Origin of the sequence: Candidatus Kinetoplastibacterium crithidii (assembly GCA_027557655.1) — a bacterium.
Classification (GTDB): Bacteria; Pseudomonadota; Gammaproteobacteria; order Burkholderiales; family Burkholderiaceae_B; genus Kinetoplastidibacterium; species Kinetoplastidibacterium crithidii_C.
The window spans coordinates 744,771-768,574 of sequence record CP064915.1 but is presented as its reverse complement, the minus strand read 5'-3'; the positions used below and the strand labels follow the sequence as shown (position 1 = coordinate 768,574).

General features: G+C 29.6%; 23 protein-coding genes. 11 read left to right on the top strand and 12 right to left on the bottom strand.

Going from position 1 to position 23,804, the window contains the following annotated elements; all coding sequences use genetic code 11:
* Positions 1 to 3: 3 nt before the first annotated feature.
* Positions 4 to 2,799: an excinuclease ABC subunit UvrA gene (gene uvrA / locus I1N47_03600; GenBank protein ID WBF65502.1), complete on the bottom strand. Its 2,796-nt coding sequence runs from the start codon at positions 2,797 to 2,799 to the stop codon at positions 4 to 6.
* A gap of 164 nt (positions 2,800 to 2,963) precedes the next feature.
* On the opposite strand from uvrA, the gene ssb reads away from it, so the two are divergent.
* Both ssb and panB read left to right on the top strand, forming a co-directional pair.
* Entirely contained in the window at positions 2,964 to 3,440 is a 477-nt protein-coding gene (ssb, locus tag I1N47_03595) for a single-stranded DNA-binding protein (GenBank protein ID WBF65501.1), read from the top strand.
* Positions 3,441 to 3,485: 45 nt separating this feature from the next.
* Positions 3,486 to 4,292, top strand: a complete 807-nt coding sequence (panB, locus tag I1N47_03590) for a 3-methyl-2-oxobutanoate hydroxymethyltransferase (protein ID WBF65500.1) — start codon at positions 3,486 to 3,488, stop codon at positions 4,290 to 4,292.
* Positions 4,293 to 4,478: 186 nt separating this feature from the next.
* Here panB and I1N47_03585 read toward each other — a convergent pair whose 3' ends face one another.
* On the bottom strand, positions 4,479 to 5,684 hold the full coding sequence (locus I1N47_03585; GenBank protein ID WBF65499.1) for a PLP-dependent aminotransferase family protein: 1,206 nt from the start codon (positions 5,682 to 5,684) through the stop codon (positions 4,479 to 4,481).
* A 536-nt stretch (positions 5,685 to 6,220) separates the two neighbouring features.
* On the opposite strand from I1N47_03585, the gene I1N47_03580 reads away from it, so the two are divergent.
* From I1N47_03580 to aspS, 3 genes are read left to right on the top strand one after another with little or no spacing between them, the layout of a single operon-like run.
* A complete protein-coding gene (locus tag I1N47_03580) occupies positions 6,221 to 6,490 on the top strand; it encodes a zinc ribbon domain-containing protein (GenBank protein WBF65498.1) in 270 nt (89 codons plus the stop codon).
* Between the two features lie 27 nt (positions 6,491 to 6,517).
* Complete coding sequence (locus I1N47_03575) at positions 6,518 to 7,102, top strand: DUF502 domain-containing protein (protein ID WBF65497.1); 585 nt, start codon at positions 6,518 to 6,520, stop codon at positions 7,100 to 7,102.
* Positions 7,103 to 7,143: 41 nt separating this feature from the next.
* Entirely contained in the window at positions 7,144 to 8,928 is a 1,785-nt protein-coding gene (aspS, locus tag I1N47_03570) for an aspartate--tRNA ligase (protein ID WBF65496.1), read from the top strand.
* A 230-nt stretch (positions 8,929 to 9,158) separates the two neighbouring features.
* Here aspS and I1N47_03565 read toward each other — a convergent pair whose 3' ends face one another.
* Together I1N47_03565 and I1N47_03560 are read right to left on the bottom strand one after the other, a co-directional pair.
* The gene (locus I1N47_03565; GenBank protein ID WBF65495.1) at positions 9,159 to 9,956 is read right to left on the bottom strand and encodes a type III pantothenate kinase; all 798 of its coding nucleotides are present in this window, start codon (positions 9,954 to 9,956) and stop codon (positions 9,159 to 9,161) included.
* Positions 9,940 to 10,749, bottom strand: coding sequence for a biotin--[acetyl-CoA-carboxylase] ligase (locus tag I1N47_03560; protein WBF65494.1), 810 nt, complete (start codon positions 10,747 to 10,749; stop codon positions 9,940 to 9,942). Before I1N47_03560 ends, I1N47_03565 begins: the two co-directional genes overlap by 17 nt.
* 245 nt (positions 10,750 to 10,994) lie before the next feature.
* Between I1N47_03560 and I1N47_03555 the strand changes: the two genes are divergently transcribed.
* The 3 genes from I1N47_03555 (at position 10,995) to I1N47_03545 (ending at position 13,269) form a co-directional block, all read left to right on the top strand.
* A complete protein-coding gene (locus I1N47_03555) occupies positions 10,995 to 11,654 on the top strand; it encodes an alpha/beta hydrolase (protein WBF65493.1) in 660 nt (219 codons plus the stop codon).
* A 112-nt stretch (positions 11,655 to 11,766) separates the two neighbouring features.
* The gene (locus tag I1N47_03550; protein ID WBF65492.1) at positions 11,767 to 13,005 is read left to right on the top strand and encodes a D-alanyl-D-alanine carboxypeptidase; all 1,239 of its coding nucleotides are present in this window, start codon (positions 11,767 to 11,769) and stop codon (positions 13,003 to 13,005) included.
* A 6-nt stretch (positions 13,006 to 13,011) separates the two neighbouring features.
* Positions 13,012 to 13,269 carry a DUF493 domain-containing protein gene (locus tag I1N47_03545; GenBank protein WBF65491.1) on the top strand — a complete coding sequence of 86 codons (258 nt, stop codon included), beginning with the start codon at positions 13,012 to 13,014 and terminating at the stop codon, positions 13,267 to 13,269.
* 70 nt (positions 13,270 to 13,339) lie between these two features.
* Here the strand turns inward: I1N47_03545 and hslU are convergent, their stop codons facing one another.
* From hslU to dapF, 6 genes are all read right to left on the bottom strand, one after another.
* Positions 13,340 to 14,686, bottom strand: a complete 1,347-nt coding sequence (gene hslU, locus I1N47_03540) for an ATP-dependent protease ATPase subunit HslU (GenBank protein WBF65490.1) — start codon at positions 14,684 to 14,686, stop codon at positions 13,340 to 13,342.
* A gap of 37 nt (positions 14,687 to 14,723) precedes the next feature.
* Entirely contained in the window at positions 14,724 to 15,257 is a 534-nt protein-coding gene (gene hslV, locus I1N47_03535; GenBank protein WBF65489.1) for an ATP-dependent protease subunit HslV, read from the bottom strand.
* Between the two features lie 43 nt (positions 15,258 to 15,300).
* Complete coding sequence (gene dksA / locus I1N47_03530; GenBank protein WBF65488.1) at positions 15,301 to 15,765, bottom strand: RNA polymerase-binding protein DksA; 465 nt, start codon at positions 15,763 to 15,765, stop codon at positions 15,301 to 15,303.
* A 69-nt stretch (positions 15,766 to 15,834) separates the two neighbouring features.
* Positions 15,835 to 16,872: a GTP-binding protein gene (locus I1N47_03525; GenBank protein WBF65487.1), complete on the bottom strand. Its 1,038-nt coding sequence runs from the start codon at positions 16,870 to 16,872 to the stop codon at positions 15,835 to 15,837.
* 152 nt (positions 16,873 to 17,024) lie between these two features.
* Positions 17,025 to 17,993, bottom strand: coding sequence for a tyrosine recombinase XerC (locus I1N47_03520; GenBank protein ID WBF65486.1), 969 nt, complete (start codon positions 17,991 to 17,993; stop codon positions 17,025 to 17,027).
* 26 nt (positions 17,994 to 18,019) lie between these two features.
* Positions 18,020 to 18,910, bottom strand: a complete 891-nt coding sequence (gene dapF, locus I1N47_03515; protein ID WBF65485.1) for a diaminopimelate epimerase — start codon at positions 18,908 to 18,910, stop codon at positions 18,020 to 18,022.
* A gap of 395 nt (positions 18,911 to 19,305) precedes the next feature.
* Between dapF and I1N47_03510 the strand changes: the two genes are divergently transcribed.
* On the top strand, positions 19,306 to 20,463 hold the full coding sequence (locus I1N47_03510; protein WBF65484.1) for a methionine adenosyltransferase: 1,158 nt from the start codon (positions 19,306 to 19,308) through the stop codon (positions 20,461 to 20,463).
* A gap of 23 nt (positions 20,464 to 20,486) precedes the next feature.
* Entirely contained in the window at positions 20,487 to 20,690 is a 204-nt protein-coding gene (locus tag I1N47_03505) for a DUF1289 domain-containing protein (GenBank protein WBF65483.1), read from the top strand.
* A 97-nt stretch (positions 20,691 to 20,787) separates the two neighbouring features.
* On the opposite strand, the gene I1N47_03500 is transcribed toward I1N47_03505, so the two are convergent.
* The gene (locus I1N47_03500) at positions 20,788 to 21,432 is read right to left on the bottom strand and encodes a 5-formyltetrahydrofolate cyclo-ligase (protein ID WBF65482.1); all 645 of its coding nucleotides are present in this window, start codon (positions 21,430 to 21,432) and stop codon (positions 20,788 to 20,790) included.
* 82 nt (positions 21,433 to 21,514) lie between these two features.
* Between I1N47_03500 and I1N47_03495 the strand changes: the two genes are divergently transcribed.
* The gene (locus tag I1N47_03495; protein WBF65481.1) at positions 21,515 to 22,612 is read left to right on the top strand and encodes a tRNA nucleotidyltransferase; all 1,098 of its coding nucleotides are present in this window, start codon (positions 21,515 to 21,517) and stop codon (positions 22,610 to 22,612) included.
* Here I1N47_03495 and I1N47_03490 read toward each other — a convergent pair.
* Positions 22,589 to 23,803, bottom strand: coding sequence for an SAM-dependent methyltransferase (locus I1N47_03490; GenBank protein ID WBF65480.1), 1,215 nt, complete (start codon positions 23,801 to 23,803; stop codon positions 22,589 to 22,591). The two genes, I1N47_03495 and I1N47_03490, sit on opposite strands and share 24 nt — an antisense overlap.
* Position 23,804: the final 1 nt, after the last annotated feature.

The window sequence follows — 23,804 nt, the reverse complement described above, 5'->3', positions numbered from 1 at the left end:
AGATTAATCTTTGTTAGTAGCGGATTCTAAGAGGTATTTGGCAGTATATCCTTTTTTTGATAGAGCTATTTTTTTTGGTGTTCCTTGATTTATTATCCTAGTTCCAATTTCACTATCGTGATCAGCCTCTAAGTCTATTATCCAGTCTGAATTTTTTATAATATCTAAGTTATGTTCAACTATAAGAATAGTATTTCCTTTATCAATCAGCTTATATAGAATGTTCAGTAATATATCAACATCTTTGAAATGTAAACCTAGTGTTGGTTCATCTAAAATATATAACGTGTGATCATTGCTTCTTTTAGCCAATTCTGTAGCTATCTTTAGTCTTTGTAACTCTCCTCCTGATAATGTAGCAAGGCTTTGTCCAATACATAGGTATGATAAACCAACTTCTATTAAAGACTGTAATTTTTTAGCTATATTCGGCAAAGCATTGAAAATGTCCATGGCCTTTTCTACGGTAAGATCTAGAATTTCAGCAATGTTTAAATTCCTATATGTTATATCTAGTGTTTCATGATTGTAACGTTTTCCATTACAAATATTGCATTTTAATTGTATATTAGGCAAAAAATACATATCTATTTTTTTTGTGCCATTGCCATTACATTCTTCACATCTGCCACCTTTAACGTTAAAACTAAATCTGCTAGGTTTATATCCTCTAATTTTAGCTTCAGGTGTTTGTGAAAATAATTCCCTGATGTCTGTTAGAAAATCACAATAAGTAGCTATAATGCTATTATATATGGTTCCAATATTATTTTGATCTATATATATTATGTTATTAAAATTGTTTATGCCGCTGCACTTGAGATTTTCATAATATAAATTATCATTTTTGTTATTGATTTTTCTTAGAAAAGTAGGAATTAATATATTATTTACTAGATTTGATTTTCCTGATCCAGAGATTCCTGTTATACAAGTTATAAAACCATTAGGTATCTCTATGTTTATTATTTTATTGAAATTATCTAAAATTTCTATTTGAAGCCAAGGTGTAAATTTATTTATTTTATTGTTTGTCTTTTGTCTAGTAAATCTGTTTTTCTTCAAAAAATAACCTGTAATTGAATTTTGGTTATTTATGATATGCTCTAGTGTTCCTTCAGCTATAATAGTGCCACCATTAATGCCTGACCCTGGTCCTATTTCTATTATCCAATCAGATTCTTTAATGATAGTTTCATCATGTTCTACTATTATTATGCTATTGCCTAGTTTTCGTAGTTTTTCTAGGATTTTTATTATGGATATCATATCCTCCTTATGCAGACCGGCAGATGGCTCATCTAATAAATACGTAATGCCAGTAAGGTTGGAGCAAATAAGACCTAATAACATTATGCGTTGAGCTTCACCTCTAGAGGTTTTATTTATGCTTTTGTTTAGAGATAAATATCCTAGTCCAGATTCTTCTAAGAATGATAGTTTATTTATTATCGATGGTATAATTTGTTTTACTATTTCTTTATCTGAATCATTATATTGTAATTCTTTTATCCATTTTATGCATTCTGATATTTTTAATGACTCGACTTCATCTATTGATAAAATAGCAATTGATTCCTTGTTAATAGATGATCTTAATTTTATATTTCGTGCTTCTATACAAATTTTTGATCCTTTACATTCAGGACATTCTTTTATATTGCAATAGTCTTTTAGTTTTGTTGAGAATATTTTAGAATTAGGTTTTTCTATGTGGTTTTCTAGATAGTTAATAATACCCGGAAATATATTTTTATTATTATGAATATCCTCTCCCCATATGATTATAGATTGTATTTTCTTTGATAACTCTTTGAAGATAGATTTTGAATTAAAATTATATTTGTATGCTAAATTTTCTAATTCTCTTATTAGGTTTTTGTCAAAAATATTAATTGCCCCATTTGTTAGACTTAATTCTGGATTAATCAATAATTCGTGGTCTATATATGTAACATAGCCAATGCCTTTACAAGTTTTACATACTCCAATATTACTATTATGACTAAATAGGCCAGGTTCTATTGTTTTTACTTGGTATTTGCATATTTGACATTCTATAATATTTGAAAAAAAGAATTCTTTATTATCATGAGTTGTTTCTAGAATTATATGACCGTTTCCTATTTTTAAAGCTGTTTCAATGCTCGAAATTAAACGATTTTTATTTTCATCTTTGATTGTTAATCTATCTACAACTAATTCTATTGTCTTATCAAGAAGCTCTTTTTCTGGGTTGTGAATTTTTTCTATTTCGGTAATTTGTTTATTAATTCTTAGGCGTAAATAACCTTGTTTTTTTAACGTTGTAATTACTGATTCTGTATTATTAATATCTAGTGGAGCTAGAAGTATAATTTTAGTTTCTGGATTTAAAGAAAAGGCCCATTTTGTAATCTCTTTGGCATTATATGACCTAAGGATTGTCTTGTGTTTAGGACATATTGCAAATCCAATTTTTGCGAATAATAATCTTAAATGATTGCTTATTTCTGATACGGTCCCTATAGTTGATTTGGAGCTTTGTAAAGATAGTTTTTGTTTTAATGATATAGAAGGAGATAGCCCTTCTATATCATCGATATCAGGATTTGGTAGTGAGTTATTGATTTGTCTTGAATATGTTGAAAGACATTCTAAATATTTTTTCTGGCTTTCTGCGTATATTGTATCGAATACTAAAGAAGATTTGCCTGATCCTGATACACCTGTAATAACTACAATTTTGTTACGTGGTATGTTCAAAGATATATTTTTTAAATTATGAGCTCTAGCTCCTTTTATTATGATGTTATCCATGTAATAAGAATTTTTGTAATCAGTGTAGTTAGTAATAATTTTATATTATAGGTATTTATCTAATTATATTTAAATTTAATTCTTGGTGAATAATGAGTTTAAAGTATTTGTTTACTGAGATACAATCTATTTCTATGATTAATAATATTTGATGGATATATTGTATGGCTTCAGTTAATAAAGTGATAATCGTTGGAAATTTAGGAAGAGATCCAGAGGTTCGTTATACACCAGAGGGATCAGCGATTTGTAATATGTCTGTTGCAACTACCTCACAATGGAAGGATAGGAATAGTGGAGAACGTCGTGAAGAAACAGAATGGCATCGTGTGGTTTTATATAATCGTTTAGCTGAAATTGCTGGTGAATTTTTGAAAAAAGGTAGACCTGTTTATCTAGAGGGAAGGTTAAAAACAAGGAAATGGCAAGATAAAGAAACAGGTACTGATAGGTATAGTACTGAGATTATTGTTGATCAAATGCAGATGCTCGGTTCTAAGGATTCTGTCAACAACAACAATGAGGCTCATGGAATGATAGAAACAAATAATTCATACAAAGGAAAATCACAGCAAAGCGCTTCAATTGCAAGTAAAGCATTCAATGACTTATCAGATATGGATGATGATATTCCATTCTAAATTTTTTGAAAGAGTTTATATTTATTTTTCGGAGTTTTTATAGAAATGTCTGCACAAATTTTAAGAAAAAATATTGTTTTTATCAAAAATTGTAAAAGAAAACAAAAAATTGTGTCATTGTCTGCTTATACTTCATCAATAGCTAGTATTATTGATAAACATGTTGATTTAATACTAGTCGGAGATTCTGTAGGTATGGTTGTATACGGATTTACTAATACGTTATCTGTTACATTGGATATGATGATAGCTCATGGCTCAGCTGTAGTAAGGTCTACAAAACTTTCTTGTATAGTAGTAGATATGCCATTTGGTAGTTATCAGGCATCTAAATCTCAGGCATTTAAAAATGCATCTAGAATTTTGTCAGAAACAGGTGCTCAAGCAGTAAAAATAGAGGGTGGTTCTGAAATGGCTGAAACAGTTAGTTTTTTAACTCAAAGAGGTATTCCTGTTATGGGACATATTGGTTTAATGCCACAGCAATTTAATATTGCAGGTGGTTTTAAAGCATTAAAATCAGAAGACCATATATTTAAAAAGGTTCTTGAAGATGCTACTTTGTTGGAGTCAGCTGGTGCATTTGCTATAGTTTTAGAATGTGTATCAGAAGTAATTGGGGAACGTATATCAAATAAATTAGGTATACCTATAATAGGAATAGGTGCCTCACCTTCTTGTGATGGCCAAATATTAGTAGTAGATGATGTTCTGGGAATGCAGAAAAATTTTTCTCCAAAATTTGTAAAAAAATACGCTAATCTGGAGGAGCAAATTTCACAAGCAGTTGAAAAATATTCATTAGAAGTTAAAGAAGGTACATTTCCTGCAAAAGAATATTGTTTTTCTTAGGTTAATTATTATCTAATTAGATGAACAAATTTGTGAATATGCAATATTTTTTATAAAAATAGATTTTAAATTAAGAATTAGATAATTCTTAATTTAAGGATAGTGTGTTATAAGAGAATGATGCCAACCATTTCAAGTATATTGATTTAATAAATAATTATTGTGATTGGCATCATCTTAATAAAACTACAAATTTTCTTTGATTAATTGTCCTAATAAGGAAATTCCTTCCACTATTTTTTCTTCTGGAACTGTTGCAAAACTTAGTCTCATAGTGCAGTTTTCTTCTGCTGAAGGAGCAATGAAGAATGGTTTTCCTGTGACGAAAGCTATGTTTCTAGTAATTGCTTTTTCTAGTAATTTAGTGCTATCTATATGTTTTGGTAAAGTAATCCATAGAAACATACCACCTTCTGGTTTAGTCCATTGCACTCCTTTTGGGAATTCTTTTTCTATTGCTTTTAGCATGCATTGTCCTTGAGTTCGATATATATTCCTTACATTAGGCAGATGTTTTTGTAAAAAGCCGTCTTTAATTACTTCGTAAACTGCCATTTGTGTTAATGTTGGGGAATGTAAGTCTGAAGCTTGCTTTGCTTGGACAAGTTTTCTAATTATTGGTGTAGGGGCTATTACATAGCCTAATCTTAGTCCTGGTGCTAGAACTTTAGAAAAGGTTCCAAGTCTAATTACTGTTCCTCCTGTTTCTTTTGATAAAGATAATAGACTTGGTTGTGGTGTGCCTTTATACCTTAATTCACCGTAAGGATCATCTTCAATTATTGGAATGTTTAAATTAGTCATTATTTTAACTAATTTTTTCCGCCTTTCTAGACTTAATGTACGTCCTGTTGGATTTTGAAAATTTGGTAGGGCATATAAAAAACGTGCATTTGAAGCTATTTCTTCATCTATGTGTTCTGGTATTAACCCACCATCATCTGTTGGAACAGGTATGTATTTAGGTTGATATAATCCGAAAGATTGTAGTGCTCCTAAATAGCTTGGATTTTCAACTAATATTTTATCGCCTTCGTTTATGAGTATTTTTCCTAATAGATCAAGAGCTTGTTGAGATCCAGATACTATAAGTATTTGATCAATATTAATCCCAGCTCCAGATGTATTCATTTCATCTGCTATCCATTGTCTTAAAGGTGTATATCCTTCAGTAGTACCATATTGTAAGGCAGTCTTACCATTTTCTGTTAAAACTTTGTTAAAGGCATCCTTTACTATTTCTATTGGGAAGCCTTCAGGAGAAGGTAATCCTCCAGCAAAAGATATTATTTCTTTTTTTTCTGTTACTTTCAAAATTTCTCTTATAGCAGAGCTAGTTAATTTAATAGCTCTATCAGCAAAGTGAAATTCAGGTTTTATTGTATTTGCCACAAAAAATCCTCCTGTTTATTTATAAAATTTTTATTACTAACAAATTATGTCTTGGAAGTGGTATTTAAAAGTTATTGCTTTTAATAAAGATAATATCATTAATATAAGATATATTTATTATTGTTTTTTTTTACAAAAATAAAACAATAATTTTTGGTAAGTGGATGCTGTTTTATATAAATTATAAAATTTTGATTTTGCTAAATTATATTTAAGGCAACAGTAAAAACTTTTTTACAACAAGCTATTGTTTTAAGTTGTAAAAACAAAAGACCTTCAAAAGTCAATTTGATATTAAATTTGCTCTTATTTGAGATATTAGTAACCTCAAGATGATATATTAATATGTAATTATTTTATAACTATGATTAATTTTTTAACATTACTTTTTATATGTCAATCTTAATAAGATATAAATTATAAATATTGATAATATTTAGATGTTTTTGGTTTTTTTCTGTAAGTTTATATAAACACATATTTATGTATCAAACCTTTGATTTGTAAATTATGTCTTATTTATCTGCGAGGTTGTTATGCCTATTTACACCTATAAATGTATGACATGTGGTTGTGTCAATGATGTTTTACAAAAAATGAACGATAATCCTATTCAAAAGTGTCCAGATTGTGGTAGCAGTTCATATTCTAAGCAAGTTACAGCTCCTAGCTTTCAGTTAAAAGGAAATGGTTGGTATGTAACTGATTTTAGAGATAGTAAAAACAACAAGTCTGAAAAAGAGCAGGTAACAAAGTCTGAAAAACCAAATGACAATAGTAGTACTTCAGATTTATCTAATAATTAAGCAGTTATTTACAAATTGATACTTTTCATGTTAAAAAAATATTTCATTACTGGTTTATTGATTTGGGTTCCCCTGGTTATTACTTTATGGGTGCTAAATTTATTAGTTAGTATTCTCGATGCATTTGTACCTAAATTCTTATCTTCACAGTCACTATTTGGATGTAATATACCAGGGTTTCAATTGATATTAGTATTTATAGTGATTTGGATTACTGGTTTATTAGCCGCTAATTTGATTGGACGTACTATTTTGAAGTATTGGGAGTTTATATTAGGACGTATACCGTTGGTACGTTCTATATATAATTCTGTTAAACAAGTTAGTGATACTATTTTGTCTTCGGAGAGTCAGTCGTTTCGGAAGGCTGTTTTAATACAATATCCTAGGGAATCTTGTTGGACAATAGCTTTTTTGACTGGAGTTCCTAAGGATTCGTTATTATCTGGTCTGTCTGATAAATATGTCAGTGTTTATGTACCGACGACACCGAATCCTACATCCGGTTATTTTTTGATTGTGAATGAAAAGGAAATCATACCTTTGAATATAACTGTTGATAATGCTTTGAAATATATTGTATCTATGGGAGTAGTTGCTCCTAAGGATTAAGTATTTGTAAGTCAATATAAATATAAAATGGAGTTTTTGTAATGCGTAGCTGCTATATCGGTCAGGTTTCTAATAAGTTTCTTGGTCAGAATATTGTGTTATATGGTTGGGTTCATCGTCGTCGTGATCATGGAGGGGTAATATTTATAGATCTGAGAGATCATACTGGGTTGATACAAATAGTTTTTGATCCCAAGAATTCTTGTTTTTCTTTAGCAGAAACACTACGCAATGAGTATTGTATTAGTGTAGAGGGTGTTGTTCGATTTAGACCTGATGGAACAAAAAATATCGATTTAGTATCAGGTGATATAGAGATTAATTGTGTTAAATTAGAAATTTTTAACTCAGCAAGATCATTACCTTTTAATTTAGATGATATCAACTTATCCGAAACCACAAGACTTTCTAACAGAGTTTTAGATTTGCGAAGACCATTAATGCAAACAAATCTAAGGACTAGATATAATGTGTCTAAGTTAGTCAGGAAATTTTTAGATGACTCTGGATTTATAGAGATTGAAACTCCTATTTTAACAAAAAGTACTCCAGAAGGAGCGCGTGATTATTTAGTTCCTTCACGTGTTCATGATGGTCATTTTTTTGCATTACCTCAATCTCCACAATTGTTTAAACAAATGCTAATGGTTTCTGGATTTGATAGATATTATCAAGTTACGAGATGTTTTCGTGATGAGGATTTACGTGCTGATAGACAGCCTGAATTTACCCAAATTGATTGTGAATTATCATTTACAAATGAGCAAGAGGTTCGTTCTATTTTTGAAAAAATGATTAGAAATATTTTTAAAATATTAAAGAACATTGATTTACCTGATCCTTTTCCAGTGCTTTCATGGGAAGAGGCCTTGAGTTGTTATGGCTCAGATAAACCTGATCTTCGTATTAATTTGAAATTATCAAATGTTACAGATATTGTTAGAAATGTTGATTTTAAAATATTTTCTTCTGTAGCTTCGGATGCTGATGGTAAAGTCGTTGCTTTAAGAGTACCTGGTGGCATTTCCATTTCTAGGAGCGATATTGATAGTTATACTAAATTTGTTGGTATATATGGAGCAAGTGGGTTAGCTTACATTAAGATTATTAATCTTGATAATGGACGTGATGGTATGCAATCACCTATCATAAAAAATATTTGTGATAGTGCTCTCCATCTATTAATGGAGAGAGTTGGAGCTGAAGATGGTGATATTATTTTCTTTTGTGCAGATAAAAGTAAGATTGTATATGATGCACTTGGAGCCTTGAGATTAAAAATAGGAAATAGCAAATTTGCTAAGGATACTGGATTGTTTACTAATGACTGGAAACCGCTTTGGGTTGTAGACTTTCCGATGTTTGAATATGATGAGAATGATAAACGTTATGTTGCTATACATCATCCTTTTACAAGTCCTAAAGATGGACATGAGATTTTTCTAGAAGAAGGATCTTATAATAAAGTATTTTCCAAAGCATATGATATGGTTTTAAATGGATGGGAGATAGGAGGAGGGTCTATTCGTATTCATAAAGAAGAGATACAAAAAAAAGTATTTAAAGCGCTAAATTTTACAGAGGAAACAGCTAAAGCTAGATTTGGCTTTTTGTTAGATGCTTTGCAATATGGAGCTCCTCCTCATGGAGGTATTGCCTTTGGTTTGGATAGACTAGTTGCTATACTTACTTCCTCTGAGTCTATTAGAGATGTTATTGCTTTTCCAAAAACACAAAGAGCCCAGTGCTTACTAACACAGGCCCCTTCATTAATAGCAGAGAATCATTTGGAAGAATTGCATATTAGTATTAATAGTGATAGTTAATAATATTATGCATATACTATAAGTACCTTTTAAGAAATCATCTTGGTTGTTGAGTACTGATTATTAGGAATAATATTAGTATCAAATTCAACCAGATGATAGGTATTTGGAGATTATACTACCATAGTATATATGGGTATCATAATAAATTAAATGAGAAGTAAGTTTTATGATTATCATTATCCAACTTGTTTTAAGATATGTTATTTGTAATAGGAATTATATAGATTTTATTTAAAATCTAGTTTGGCGATACATGCTAGGCCATCTAAAACTAGTCTATCCAAATAATCAATTTTTGTTGGTTGTTGATTAGGTAATCTATTTTTCTCTATTAATGAACGAATTTCAGTTTCTAATTCTGGCCATACTCCTCCAGTAACATAAATTTTTGGTATTTGTTTATATTTATTAAATGCTGCATTATATTGATGTAACAATGCTCCTGTTTGTGCTGCTACGATACCAGAATTTATTGCTTTTACAGTATCTGTAGGAAAATTTGTTGTATTAACATGAGTCATTGGTAGGTTAGCAGTACCATTAGTTAATGCTTGTCTCATCATAAAAGTTCCTGGTAATATAATGCCTCCTATAAATATATTGTCAGGACTTATTATATCTATAGTAGTTGCAGTACCAAAACTAGCTACAATAAGAGGAGGGTGTTCTTTTGATTGTCTAGATAGAACTCCTATCATAGATGCCCATCTATCAGATCCTAATAATAATGGTTGTTCGTAATTATTAGTTAATCCTAATAGTTCTTTTTCAGCAGAAATCCATTTTATTTTACAACCAATAGAATTTAATTCATGAGTAATTATAGATTCTCTTTGTTTACCTGCTACATTAGACCCAATTGCATATAATGGAGTTCTTGGTAAGGTAATAATCCATTGGCCAAGAGATTTTATATTTAAATTATCAAATATAGCGGCATGAGGTTCACGATGAGCAATGCTCATTCTATAATCTAGCCAGCCGATTTTTATTCTACTATTACCAGAGTCAATCAGAACAATCATTTTTATAGTAAATAGATATATTATCAGGATATAATGATTTTACACCAGATATTGTCTTCAAGGTTAGATGTCCAAATTGATCTATACCATTTGCTATTCCATCTTGGATCATTTTGTTTTCTTTCTCAATTTTGATTCTCTTCCCAAATAAATAATCAATTTTCTTGAATCGTTCATGGAAATCTTGTAAACCATTTTTTTCCAAAATAGATATATCTTTGTACCATGATTCTGATATTGTAGTTATTATCTTTATAATTTTTTCACGGTTAATAATAGATTGATTAGTTATTTCAGATAAATCAGTTATCGGCCTATTAAGATCAGTTGACTTATCAATCGATTTATTTAAATTAATACCTATACCTATTATCGCAAAGTAACAATTATCTCTTTTATGATCTTTAATTGTTTCTACTAGTATTCCAGAGACTTTTTTGTTGCTCCATTGAATATCATTTGGCCATTTTAGTGTTAGGCATGCATTATTATCACATACTAATTCTCTTAGTGACTCACAAGCACTTATTCCTGCTACAATAGCAATTGATGGCAAATTAATAGAATGAATTTTAATATTAAAAGCACAAGAAAATGTTAGATCATTATTGCTTATCCATTTTTTTCCTTGTCTTCCTCTGCCAGCAAATTGGTTGTTAGTTCCTTCTAAATAGGGTGTTTTGATATAATTCGCTTTTATTTTTTTTATTAAGCTTGTGTTAGTAGAATCTATTGATTCAGTCCACTCAATATTATGAAACATTGGTAAGTTTTTTTTCAAAATTTGTAACATATTTTTGCAATTTAAATGTCTATGTAAACTATCTTGGTAAAAATTCTGACAATTTAAAGAATTAGATGATATTAAAGATATTATTTATTCGTTATAGATTTTCTAAAGAAATGCCAAATTTTATTTGCTTCTTAGAAAGATAATGAAAAAAGATATTCTCTCATATGAAGTTGAGATAAACTTATTAAATAGTAAATTTATCTTTATTTTAATACAAATTACAACGTTTTTGGACTTTTATATTTATGCTGATTAATACAACAATAAAGAAATTAATTGGTTCTGCTGGATTAGTTGATTGCGCAATTGAATTACCTGAACATAAAATTCTTGGTTGGGCCTTGATATTACATCCTCACCCATTATATGGTGGCAATCGTAATAATAAAGTAATAACAACGATTTCTAGAGAGTGTTTAAGACAAGGTATTGTAGCAGTCAGGCCTAATTTTAGGGGTGTTGGTGATTCAGATGGTTCTTTTGATAATGGTGTAGGTGAGACTAGTGATATGAGTGCTCTGATGCAGCAAATTATTGCTATCTATCCAGATTTTTCTGAATTGCCCTGCTTCCTTTTTGGGTTTTCATTTGGATCTGCTGTTGCTGCACAATTGTATTCAAAGTTATATAATGATAATAAATATTTTAATATAAAGTTTTTGATGCTTATTGGCTCTGCTGTACAACGTTTCCAATTTAGTGAAATTCATCTTCCAGAGAAGACCATAATAATTCATGGTGAAACAGATGAAGTTGTGCCTTTTAATGAAATGTTGGATTGGGCTCGGCCAAGATCTATACCAATTATTATGATTCCATCATGTTCTCATTTTTTTCATGGAAAATTATTATTATTGCGTGAAATGGTATCTATTTATCTGAAGTCTAGTATTATTTCATATTAAAATGTAATAAAATTAGCTTTTAATAGTAGTAATTATAAATATACTTAAAACATTTTTGATTATGTTTTAGTTTTTTGAAAAATTAGGATGTATTTTTAAAGTTAATTATCTGATGAATTTATTATTGAGATTAGCATTTTTTATCATTTCGTTTTTTATCTGTAGTGTGTCTTTTTCTTCTGATACAGAGTTAGAGAACCGTACATCTGTTATATCTATTTCTGGAGACGCTAATAGGTTGGCTGTACCAGTAGTTGATGTTTCTAGGTTACCAGTTCCTAAGATAGCCGCCAAGTCATGGATCGTAGTTGATGTGAATAGTGAGCAGGTTTTATCATCATACAATCCTGATGTAAAATTGGAGCCAGCCTCACTTACAAAAATTATGACGTCATATTTAGCATTTAATGCTTTGCATGATAAACGTTTAGATTTAGATCAAAGTGTAGTGCCATCAGATAAGGCATGGAAAACCGGCGGATCTAGAATGTTTATAGAGCCTAAAACTAGAGTGTCTATTCATGAGTTATTGCAGGGAGTGATAGTTCAGTCAGGTAATGATGCTTCTATAGCTTTAGCAGAGTCAGTTAGTGGTGATGAAGATTCTTTTGTAGCTCTCATGAATCAAGAAGCTAAATATCTTGGTATGAGCAATAGTAATTTTATGAATTCTACAGGTTTACCTGAAACTAATCACATAACAACAGCAAGGGATTTATCTTTATTGGCTATAAGAATGATTAAAGATCATTCAAATTTCCTACACTATTATAAACAGAAAGAATTTAAATATAATAATATTTTGCAGACTAATCGTAATAGATTATTGTGGTCTGATAGTTCTGTTGATGGTTTAAAAACAGGGTATACAGATTCTGCCGGATATTGTCTTGTTGCAACAGCTATACGTGGAGATAGGCGTATGTTAGTTGTTCTATTGGGCGCTAATAGTGAATCCACTAGAACAGAAGAGAGCTTGAAGTTATTGAATTGGGGTTTTCAAAATTTTGATACTGTTTCTATAAATGAACAAACTAATGAAAGTCAAATTAAAGCAAAAGTTTGGGGTGGAACTGTAGATAAAGTTAATCTAGGTCCTGTTGATAGAGTTTGGTTGACAGTGCCTAGAAGTCGTTTATCTGATATAAAGTTTATTGTTGAACGTATAGACCCTCTTATTGCTCCTTTGCAAAAAGGTCAGTTGGTTGGTAATCTACAGTTTACTATCGATAATAATATTTTAAAAGTTGTCCCTATAGTTTCATTGCAAAACGTAAATAAAGCTGGTTTGTTACGAATATCTATAGATTATATGAAAAGATGGATAGCTTCCAAATCATTCTTTAGATAAATAGCTATGAGGAATTTTAGTAGTCATTATCCAAATTATTTTCCTATAAAGATAATAGGATGTAATCATGATGATTTTAGTAAAAAAATTATAGAATCATTAAATAATTTGAGAGTTGTTTTTGATGATAAAATTGATATTAATTTTAGTAAGTCTAGGAAATATATTAGTATTACGTTAAATGTTTATATAACTTCAAGAGAGTATTTTATTAAAATTTACAATGAATTGAATAATATTCCATTGGTCAGATTTGTTATTTGATAAATCTTTTAATTGCTAGCGGGAGAGGGTATTGTAACGCTAGCTGGATTAAAAATATTTGAAGTTTTATTTACAGAATAAAAGATGCTAAATCTTCTTTTGAGACTATATCTCCTAATTGTTCTTTAACAAAATTAGCATCTATTGTTATATTCTTATCTTTTAAAGAAGGAGCTTCAAAAGAAATATTTTCAAGAAGTTTTTCCATTACAGTATATAATCTTCTTGCTCCTATGTTTTCATTTTTCTCATTAACATAGAATGCTATTTCTGCAATTTTATTTATTCCTTCTTCTGTAAATATTATTTCGATACCTTCTGTTTTCATGAGTGCAAGATATTGTTTGGTTAGTGACGCATCGGTATCTCTGAGTATATGTACAAAATCTTCTATTGATAAGGAGTCTAATTCTACTCTTATAGGGAACCTGCCTTGTAATTCAGGAATTAGATCAGACGGTTTTGATAAATGAAAAGCACCCGATGCAATAAATAATATATGGTCTGTTTTTATTGAACCATAACGCGTGTTAACAGTAGTTCCTTCTACTAGTGGGAGCAGATCTCTTTGCACTCCATGACGAGATACCTCAATATTATCAGAACCATGTTTAGTCGCTATTTTATCAATCTCATCTAAGAATACTATGCCATTTTGTTCTACATTCGTAATTGCTTTGGATTTTATTTCTTCATTATTGATTCTTTTGTTAGATTCTTCTTCAACCATAATCTTCATTGCATTTATAACTTTCATTTTTTTATTTTTTTTCTTATCTTGGCTAATACCAGCAAATATATTTTTTAACTGATCAGCCATTTCTTCCATACCAGGAGGAGTCATTATATCAAAATTTGAGACAGAGACAGGAACTGGTATTTCTATTTCAAGTTCGTCAAGTTTCCCTTCTCTTAATCTTTTTCTGAATGTCTGACGAGTATTGTTGTTATCTGTTAATATTTTTTCTTCCTCATCTTTCCTATTTGGTGGTGGGACTAATATATCTAGGATTCTCTCTTCAGCAGCTTCTTCTGCTATTATTTTTATAGAATCCATTTCACTTTCTTTTGATTGTTTAATAGCTTTTTCTACCAAATCTCTAATTATAGTATCAACATCTCTGCCTACATAACCAACTTCAGTAAACTTTGTTGCTTCTATTTTTATGAATGGAGCATTAGATAATTGAGAGAGTCTTCTAGCTATTTCTGTTTTTCCAACTCCAGTTGGACCAATCATAAGAATATTTTTTGGATATATTTCTTGACGTAATTCTTTAATAACTTGTTGACGACGCCAGCGATTTCTTAGAGCTATAGCAACAGCTCGTTTTGCACGGTTTTGTCCAATGATATGTTTGTCTAAATGGTTAACAATTTCCTTAGGAGTCATGTTGCTATGATCTGATATTGGCATAATACGTGGTTTCCTTTTTATGCAAGATATATTTATTCTATAAAGTTTCAATAATATGATTATTATTTGTATAAATGCAAAGGTCGCTTGCTATTTCTAATGATTTTTTAACTATCTCTTTAGGAGATAAGTCAGTATTTCGTAGTAATGCTAGAGCAGAGGCATGTGCATATGGTCCTCCTGAACCTACTGTAGCTAGACCATATTCTGGCTCGAGAACATCTCCATTACCTGTGAGAATAAAAGTTTTTGTATCATCTGCAACTATTAACATAGCCTCTAATTTTCTAAGAAATTTATCAGTACGCCATTCTTTAGTCATTTCTACTGCAGAACGAGTCAGATTACCAGAATATTTCTCTAGTTTTGTTTCGAATAATTCTTGTAAAGTAAATGCATCAGAAGTTGCTCCTGCAAATCCCGTTAATATTTTATCTCTATATAATCGGCGTATCTTTTTGGCTGTACTCTTTACAACAATATTACCCATGGTAACTTGTCCATCACCTCCTATAGATACTTGATTTTTTCTTCTAACACATACTATGGTAGTAGCATGAAAATTTTCCATTAGAATATCCTTGTTATATTTTTGTCTATTTTGATAAATATTTTTATTGTTCTCCATATAATTTTTGACGCATTTCTCTTCGCTCTTGTGCTTCTATAGATAATGTTGCTGTAGGTCGTGCTAGTAGTCTAGGTATTCCTATGGGTTCTCCAGTTTCTTCACACCAGCCATATTCACCATTATTAATCAATTCTATAGCTTTTTGTATTTTTTTTAAGAGTTTTCTCTCTCTATCTCTACTTTTTAATTCTAATGCGTGTTCTTCTTCTATAGTTGCACGATCTGCAGGATCAGGTACAAATTGTGTCTCTCTAAGATATTCCGTAGTTGCTTCTGCTTTTAATAAAATCTCTTGTTCCAAGGATTGTAGTTTTTGTTTAAAGAAAGCAAGTTGAATTTCATTCATATATGCTTCTTCAGGCATATCTAATATATCTTTTTCGCTAAAATTATTTATATTACTTGTAAAAGTATTAGATTTTATATTGTTTATTTTATTTGTTGTCATATAAATACTCCACCATAGATTACCATTATCACCTGTTATAAATTGAGAAATTTAAAGCTATCATGCTATTTACTTCACGGTGCATAATTCTAACCCATGTATAAATAATTCTCTAGGCAGTTTTCTTCCTATAAATACCATTTTAGTATTTGGTTTTTCTGATTTTTTCCATGGTTTGCCAGGTTCGGCACCCATTAGCATATGTACTCCTTGAAAAAGAATTCGGTTATCTAATCCTTTTATATATAAAATACCTTTGTATCGCAACATGTCAGGACCAAATTCTTGTGATATTTGTGATAAGAATTTTTCTAGTTTTTCTGAATCAAATGCTTTATCACTGTAAAATGTGAAGGAAATAATATCATCGTGATGATGATTACATTTTTCAGTACATTCATGATGTTCTTGATTTAAAAACTGTGGATCTATATTTAATATGTCGTCTAGATTAAAACCACTTATGTTAAGAATTGATGCTATATCAATAGAGTCTAATAATAATTTTTTGATAGTGGCTCTTGGATTTATATGAATTAAACGTGTTTTTAATTTGAATAATTCTTCTTCTGATACAAGATCGCATTTAGAAATTAATATGATATCAGCAAAGCCTATCTGTTTTTGAGATTCTATTTGTTCATCAAGAGTTTTTGGAGCATGTTTAGCATCTACTAATGTTATTATTGCATCTAACATGTAATGCTTTGCAATATAATCATCTATAAAAAAAGTCTGACATAATGGCCCTGGATCTGCTAATCCTGTTGTTTCAATTATTACACGATCAAAATTTATTTGTTTTGTTTGTAGTTTCTTGTGAAGATTTGATAACGTTTCTACCATATCTCCTCGTATTGTACAGCATACGCAACCATTAGATAATTCTATGATTTCTTCATTATTGTTTTGAACAAGAATTTCATTATCTATATTTTCTGATCCGAATTCATTTTCTATTACTGCTAATTTTAGTCCATGTTTTGTTGATAAAATTTTATTTAATAGTGTTGTTTTACCAGCACCTAGAAATCCTGTAATAATTGTCACAGGTATAATGCTTTGTAATTTTTCTGCTGGGGTCATAAACATGTTCCTAATCGACATAAACATACTTATTAATTAGTATGTCTTGTTTGAAAGTAATTAAATTATTATATGCTTTATGTAATTAAAATCTTTTAGTAGCAATTATTTAATTTATTTAAAAAGTGTAAGCATATTTTATAGAAAAATTTGCGTCAATATTATTTAGAATTTTATGATTTTTTTGCCCTTGGATGAGTTTTGTCATATATAGATGATAAATGTTGAAAGTCTAATTTTGTATATATTTGAGTAGTAGTAATGCTTTTATGTCCAAGAAGTTCTTGTACAGCTCTCAAATCTTGTGATGATTGTAGCAAATGACTAGCAAAACTATGTCTTATAGCATGCGGTGATATATTTCCTGGAATATTTAGACTCAATGATATTTTTTTTAGTTGAATTTGTATTACTCTAGGCGAAATTCTCTGGCCTCTTATGCCTAAAAATAATGCAGGAATATCTTCTTCTCTCGTTTTATTAGATATAAACTTGTCTCGTACATCTATCCATTTTTTTAAACTAAATAAAGCAGTTTTGCCTATTGGTAAGATACGTTGTTTATTTCCTTTTCCTAAAACTATAATTTCTGCACGATCCATATAAATCCAGCTTTTAGAAGTATAGTTTTTATTTTTTGTATATTTTAAGTCTGTGGAGATTAATTCTGATAAGCGTAATCCACTTGAATAAAATAATTCTAATATGGCTTGATCTCTAATAGCTATTGGATCTGTATCTTTCGTTTTATCTAAATTACTATCCAATAAAGATTTCATTTGATCTACAGAAATAGATTTTGGTAGTTCTTTTGTTGTTTTAGGAGTTTTTATATCATTAAGTGGAGTTAGATTTATATTGTTTTGCAAAGAATACCATCTATAAAAATTTTTCCACGATGATATCATTCTACCTAGTCCTCTAGCACCCAGTCCTAAAGAATATTTTTGTGATATAAATTTTCTAGCTAATTCTGAACTTAGATCTTTTATGTCTAAATCTTTTGACTCTAGCATTTTGCATAGTTGTGTAATATCTCTTCTATAATTCTCAATAGTATTCTTAGAATATCTTAAGTTAGCACTTAAATATAGTAACCACTGTTCTATAGTTTTTGTTATTTCACTATTTCTGTAAGCCATATAATTAGAGTAGGATATTTTGTTTTTTATAGCAGAGTTGTATCAACAGATTCGTTTAATAATTCATCTAATTTTATTTTTCCATCGAATACAAAATTTGCTGGTCCTGTCATTCTAATATCACCTCCATCCCAATTTATTGATATAGATCCTCCTTTAGTTTTTACATTAACAGGTGATTGAAGTAACCCTCTTCTTATACCTGATACAACTGCTGCACATGCCCCAGTACCACAAGATAAAGTTTCTCCAGCTCCACGTTCATAAACACGTAAGAGAATATTATGAGGATCTTTTATTTGCATAAAACCAACATTTACTTTATTAGGAAATCTATTATGCGATTCTATGACTGGTCCAATTATAGACACTAAATCTGTATTGATATTATCAACTTCTATTATGGCATGTGGATTTGATATAGATAATACAGACAAGAGGACTATTCCGTTGTTTTCAGTTTTTATCTCCCATATTTTCTCTAATGATTTGGTAGTACAATTCAAATTATCTGTGTTGAATGGTAGGTTTTGATGTTCAAAAGAAGGTTTTCCCATATTGACAGTTACAGAACCATCTGAATTTTCATGAAGACTAATTAACCCATTTTTTATTTCTGCTATAATGGGGTTTTTGTCGCTTAGTTTTTTTTGATGTATGAATTTAACAAAGCAACGAGCTCCATTACCACAATTTTCCACTTCATGACCATCAGAATTAAATATTCTGTATTTAAAATGTGCATTGGGTAGGTCAGTTTCTTCTATTAATAGGATTTGGTCTGCTCCAATTCCAAAATGGCGGTCAGCAATAGATTTTGCTATTGCTGTTGTCATCTTGAAATTTTGATTTATGCAGTCTATTACTATAAAATCGTTACCAATACCATGCATTTTGGTAAAATTTAGATATGTCATATTAAACCTTATTTAATATTTTAAATTGTTAGTATCTATTCAACACCTTTTATATAATACATGTTCTAAAAATTTCAAGTATATTTTTTATCTTAGGTATTCTAGTTAGCATATGAACAATTATATTTTGTATTAATTCTTATTTAAATAATTTTATTTTTAATTTCTAAGTCTTATTAGAATTAGTCTATATGAGCTAATTTTTATTATAGTAATTTCTATTTGAAAATTTTTTTAAACATATGATACATCTTTAGATTAATCTAGTTTTAAAAATGTTATATTTGTTTGTTATTCTCATATCATAATAATGATTATTTTTACCATCTAAAGCTACACATGTTAGTAATATTAATGCTAAGTTAAATAAAAATAGAAATTTAGAAGGATTTTTTGTGATTAGTGAAGATTTTTTGTTTACCTCAGAATCAGTTTCTGAAGGACATCCTGATAAAGTTGCTGATCAGATTTCAGATGCTATATTGGATGAGATTTTAGCTCAGGATCCTGATGCTCGTGTTGCTGCTGAAACTTTATGTGGCAACAATATAGTTGTTTTAACTGGTGAAATTTCTACTGATGCGAGTGTTGATTATGTCGGTGTAGCACGTAATACCATTAAGAATATAGGTTATAAAGATATTGATGATGGAATTGATTATAGAAATTGTCATATTCTTATGACTTATAATCAGCAATCTCCTGATATTGCTATTGGATTAATTGCAGAGGACGAGTTAGATCAAGGTGCTGGGGATCAGGGTTTAATGTTTGGTTATGCTTGTGATGATACTCCAGATTTTATGCCTGCTCCAATATGGTATTCTCATAGATTAGTACAAAGGCAAAGCGAGCTGAGAAGAGATGGGCGATTACCTTGGTTAAGACCAGATGCGAAATCACAGGTAACTTTTCGTTATATAGATGGTAAGGCAGTTGAAGTAGATACTATTGTTTTTTCTACACAGCATTCTACAGATATAGGGATAAATAATTTAAGAGAAGCTGTGATAGAAGAAATTATCAAACCATCTTTTCCTGATAAATTTATTAATAATAAAACAAAATTCTTAATTAATCCTACTGGTCGTTTTGTTATAGGTGGACCTAAAGGAGATTGTGGAATAACAGGTCGTAAGATTATCGTTGATACTTATGGTGGAGCATGTCCTCATGGAGGAGGGGCTTTTTCAGGGAAAGACCCATCTAAAGTCGATCGATCTGCTTCATATATGGCAAGATATATTGCGAAAAATATAGTTGCCTCTGGCATAACAAGAAAATGCCAAGTACAAATTAGTTATGCTATAGGTATATCTGAGCCAATAAATGTTAGTGTTTATACAGGTGATATATGTATGATGCCTAATCAGAAATTGTCTAGGCTAGTTCGTGATAATTTTGATCTTCGTCCAAAGAGTATTATTAATCTATTAAAATTACAAAGGCCTATATATTTCAAAACAGCTACCTATGGTCATTTTGGTCGTTTAGAACCAGAGTTTACTTGGGAAAATATTGATCAAACTACTATTTTTAGAAAAAGTTTATAACTGGATATATCATACAACAAGCTATGTCTTATAAAAAAAATCATTTTGATAGTATATCTTTGAAGTCAGATTCCCCTTGTATAGCAGTTTGTTCTACCTTATTCGATGATATTTGTAAAGGTTGTGGCAGAACTGTTTATGAGGTTTCTCATTGGGTATCATTTACCGATAAACAAAAGACAGAAATATGGAATAGAATTAGAAAAGAAGGTTATCCAAAACTTTAAAAGCTCTGTTTTATAATTATTTATTTTAATAATTATTGTTATATTATTATGTTTATAGTATAGATCTTGTAATGGCAAAAGAATTAATTGTACTGACTCATTTAAATTTTATAGTTGGTTCTTTTTCCCATCCTTTTGTTGTTAAAATAGCATCTAATGTTATGTCATGAGAAGCTGCTTTATAAGATATATCTGTTATTAAGCCACATTCCCAAGAGATTCCTATAGAGATAAATTTGTGTCCATTTTCGATTAAGCTTGATAATGTTCTATCATAATAACCTTTTCCATATCCTATTCTATCTCCATTTTTGGTAAATCCTAGAGTTGGTATTAATAGTATATGTGGGATTAAATATTTATTTGATACTGGTTCTAGAATATTAAATTTTCCTATTTTCATAACTGTTTTAGTAGTCCATAGTTTAAATGAAAGAGCATGATCTATTTTTTCTATTGTAGGTAAACAAATATTTAATTTTTGATTTGAGGAACATATATGTAAAAAATCTATAAGACAAGGTTCATATTTTAATGGCCAGAATCCAGCAAGATTTATTTTATCATTAGCTGTTTTTAAATTTATATTATTAGTTATTGATAATATCCATTCCAATAGTAATGATTCTATTTTTTTGCTCCCGATATATATTTCATCTTTTGATAGTTTAGATCTTATTTGTTTCAAATTAGACCGTATTATTTCAGAAATATTATTATATTTATTTTCTAATATTGTCATTCTCAATTCCTAATGTTATTTTTAGTTTATAGTTTTTAACTATATAAATTTAAATGATACAAGATATTAGATTTTAAAAGAAATGTTTGATATAAAAGAAGATGTGTTCACAAAGGGTTTAAGATTTTATATTGTTGGTGGTGCTGTGAGAGATAGGCTATTGGGTTTGCCTCAACAAGAAGATAGAGATTGGGTAGTTGTTGGTTCTAGTTCAGAAGAAATGGAGAGTAGAGGTTTTAAAAAAGTTGGTAAAAATTTTCCTGTTTTTTTACATCCAATAACTAAGGAAGAGTACGCTTTAGCAAGAACAGAACATAAAGTTGCCATCGGACATAAAGGTTTTGAATTTAATGTTGATTCTTATATAACTCTGAAAGATGATTTATTTAGAAGGGATCTTACCATAAACGCCATTGCTTATGATTGCATAAACAGAAAAATTATTGATCCTTTTAATGGTCTTAGAGATATTAGGTTTGGTATTTTACGTCATATAAGTCCATCTTTTAGAGAAGACCCATTAAGACTAATTAGATTGGCTCGTTTTAGTGCAAAATTTGATAAATTTAGTATTTCTAAAGATACAATAGATTTTTGTAAAATAATGACGAAAAATGGTGAGTTAGAATCTTTGAGTAAAGAACGTATTTGGAAAGAAATATCCAAAGGACTTATGGTAAAAACACCCATAAACATGTTCAATTTCTTAAAGGAAGTAGAAGCACTAGATATAATTATGCCTGAACTAATTTTGTCTAATCGTGTAAATCATTTTTTACAAAATATTCCCGATGAAATAGATTTATGTACAAGATATGCCTTCCTATGTATGGATACAGCAGATAGATGTTTATTAAGTAAGCGTTTGGCTGTTCAATCTATGTGTAGAACTTATGCTACCTTATTACCGTATATCTTAAAGATGCTAGAGAGAGATACTTCTTTAAATGATCAATTTTTAATTTTAGAAAAATGTGATGCATTTAGAAGATATAGTCGTTTTATAAATTTATTAAAATCTTGTGAATGTATATTAAAGATTAATGTACAGGATATTTTGTTTAGATTAGAGAAGGTTTTAGATATTAATTTAGGAGATTATTTGATGGAAGCCGATCAAAGAAAAAGAAAAAATTTAGTTAGGGAAGCTAGATTATTAGTTTTTCAGAGTTGTGAATAATTTTTCTGATCTATCTCTTTTTCTAAATCCAATTAGTTTCTCATTTTCTTTCCAGTTTACTCCTATAGCTAGCACTTTGAATAATTCTCCCATTTCATTCTCTGATAATAATTTTTGAGCTGGACCTAGTATTTCAATCTGTTTGTTTGCAGAAGAAAGATCCATTTGTTCCAATATTTTTAGTATGTTACAGTTGAGTAAAAATCTGGCTAAGGAAGTATATCCTAGAATTTGAGATTTCTCTTTTAAAGCCGTGGATGCTAATGCTGTAAAGTTAACATGAGCTGTTATATCTTGTATGCCTGGAGCAATAAATGGATCTGAGTAAGCTATATGATGTAAATGACACATTAAGGTTCCTGTATATCTTTGTGGATGATATAGTTCTTCTTGTGGAAAGCCATAATCTATAATCAATAGTACGCCATTTGTAATATTTTGTATAATGTTTGTGAGCCAGGCTTCTCCAATTAAGTTAATTTCTGATGCATATCCTGGTAATGGTTCCATTCTGCTATATACAGTGTTTGTCAATTTATCATTAGCAGGTTTATTTATCCAGATAAACTCTTCTTTATTGTTTATTCCAACATATTTTTCTAGCAAGCAATTATGTTCATTCCATTGAAACAATTTTACTGGCATTGCATCTATAAGTTCATTTGCTATTACACAACCATTGAACTCATATGGCATGTTTTTAAGCCATTTTACACGTTTTATAAATGGTTCTAGAGTTCTTTTTTGTAACAATGTAAGATTACTGGATATCTCTATAATTTCATATTCTACTTTTATTCCCATATGATCTAATTCTGTTATTAGATCATATGATAATTTACCTGTACCAGCTCCAAATTCGAGAATTTTATTTGTATTAGTTTTTTTGAGAATTTCTGCTATTTGTATGGATAATGTTTTTGTGAATATTGACGTTAATTCAGGTGCTGTAATGAAATCTCCTGCTGGATATTTCATTGACTCTTGATTCTTAGAACTAAAAATTTTATTTTTGGATGAATAATAGCCTAAATTAGGAGCATATAATGCTTCATCCATCCATGATTCGAAAGATATCATACAATCTCTGGATTGTTTGATTTGTTCAATCAAATGTGATTTCATTAGACGAACGTGATGTTTAGAGTATTCGTCTAATGAGTTTAATAATGTAGAAATTATACTTTGCATT

What these genes read in the sequence shown, in the direction of transcription:
- ssb (WBF65501.1), top strand. Translation starts at nt 2,964, where the DNA reads ATGGCTTCAGTTAATAAAGTGATAATCGTTGGAAATTTAGGAAGAGAT.
- uvrA (WBF65502.1), bottom strand. Translation starts at nt 2,799, where the DNA reads ATGGATAACATCATAATAAAAGGAGCTAGAGCTCATAATTTAAAAAAT.
- I1N47_03525 (WBF65487.1), bottom strand. Translation starts at nt 16,872, where the DNA reads ATGTCGATTAGGAACATGTTTATGACCCCAGCAGAAAAATTACAAAGC.
- dksA (WBF65488.1), bottom strand. Translation starts at nt 15,765, where the DNA reads ATGACAACAAATAAAATAAACAATATAAAATCTAATACTTTTACAAGT.
- I1N47_03505 (WBF65483.1), top strand. Translation starts at nt 20,487, where the DNA reads ATGTCTTATAAAAAAAATCATTTTGATAGTATATCTTTGAAGTCAGAT.
- hslU (WBF65490.1), bottom strand. Translation starts at nt 14,686, where the DNA reads ATGCCAATATCAGATCATAGCAACATGACTCCTAAGGAAATTGTTAAC.
- I1N47_03520 (WBF65486.1), bottom strand. Translation starts at nt 17,993, where the DNA reads ATGGCTTACAGAAATAGTGAAATAACAAAAACTATAGAACAGTGGTTA.
- I1N47_03500 (WBF65482.1), bottom strand. Translation starts at nt 21,432, where the DNA reads ATGACAATATTAGAAAATAAATATAATAATATTTCTGAAATAATACGG.
- panB (WBF65500.1), top strand. Translation starts at nt 3,486, where the DNA reads ATGTCTGCACAAATTTTAAGAAAAAATATTGTTTTTATCAAAAATTGT.
- I1N47_03495 (WBF65481.1), top strand. Translation starts at nt 21,515, where the DNA reads ATGTTTGATATAAAAGAAGATGTGTTCACAAAGGGTTTAAGATTTTAT.
- I1N47_03550 (WBF65492.1), top strand. Translation starts at nt 11,767, where the DNA reads ATGAATTTATTATTGAGATTAGCATTTTTTATCATTTCGTTTTTTATC.
- I1N47_03545 (WBF65491.1), top strand. Translation starts at nt 13,012, where the DNA reads ATGAGGAATTTTAGTAGTCATTATCCAAATTATTTTCCTATAAAGATA.
- hslV (WBF65489.1), bottom strand. Translation starts at nt 15,257, where the DNA reads ATGGAAAATTTTCATGCTACTACCATAGTATGTGTTAGAAGAAAAAAT.
- I1N47_03490 (WBF65480.1), bottom strand. Translation starts at nt 23,803, where the DNA reads ATGCAAAGTATAATTTCTACATTATTAAACTCATTAGACGAATACTCT.
- I1N47_03580 (WBF65498.1), top strand. Translation starts at nt 6,221, where the DNA reads ATGCCTATTTACACCTATAAATGTATGACATGTGGTTGTGTCAATGAT.
- aspS (WBF65496.1), top strand. Translation starts at nt 7,144, where the DNA reads ATGCGTAGCTGCTATATCGGTCAGGTTTCTAATAAGTTTCTTGGTCAG.
- I1N47_03565 (WBF65495.1), bottom strand. Translation starts at nt 9,956, where the DNA reads ATGATTGTTCTGATTGACTCTGGTAATAGTAGAATAAAAATCGGCTGG.
- I1N47_03575 (WBF65497.1), top strand. Translation starts at nt 6,518, where the DNA reads ATGTTAAAAAAATATTTCATTACTGGTTTATTGATTTGGGTTCCCCTG.
- dapF (WBF65485.1), bottom strand. Translation starts at nt 18,910, where the DNA reads ATGACATATCTAAATTTTACCAAAATGCATGGTATTGGTAACGATTTT.
- I1N47_03560 (WBF65494.1), bottom strand. Translation starts at nt 10,749, where the DNA reads ATGTTACAAATTTTGAAAAAAAACTTACCAATGTTTCATAATATTGAG.
- I1N47_03555 (WBF65493.1), top strand. Translation starts at nt 10,995, where the DNA reads ATGCTGATTAATACAACAATAAAGAAATTAATTGGTTCTGCTGGATTA.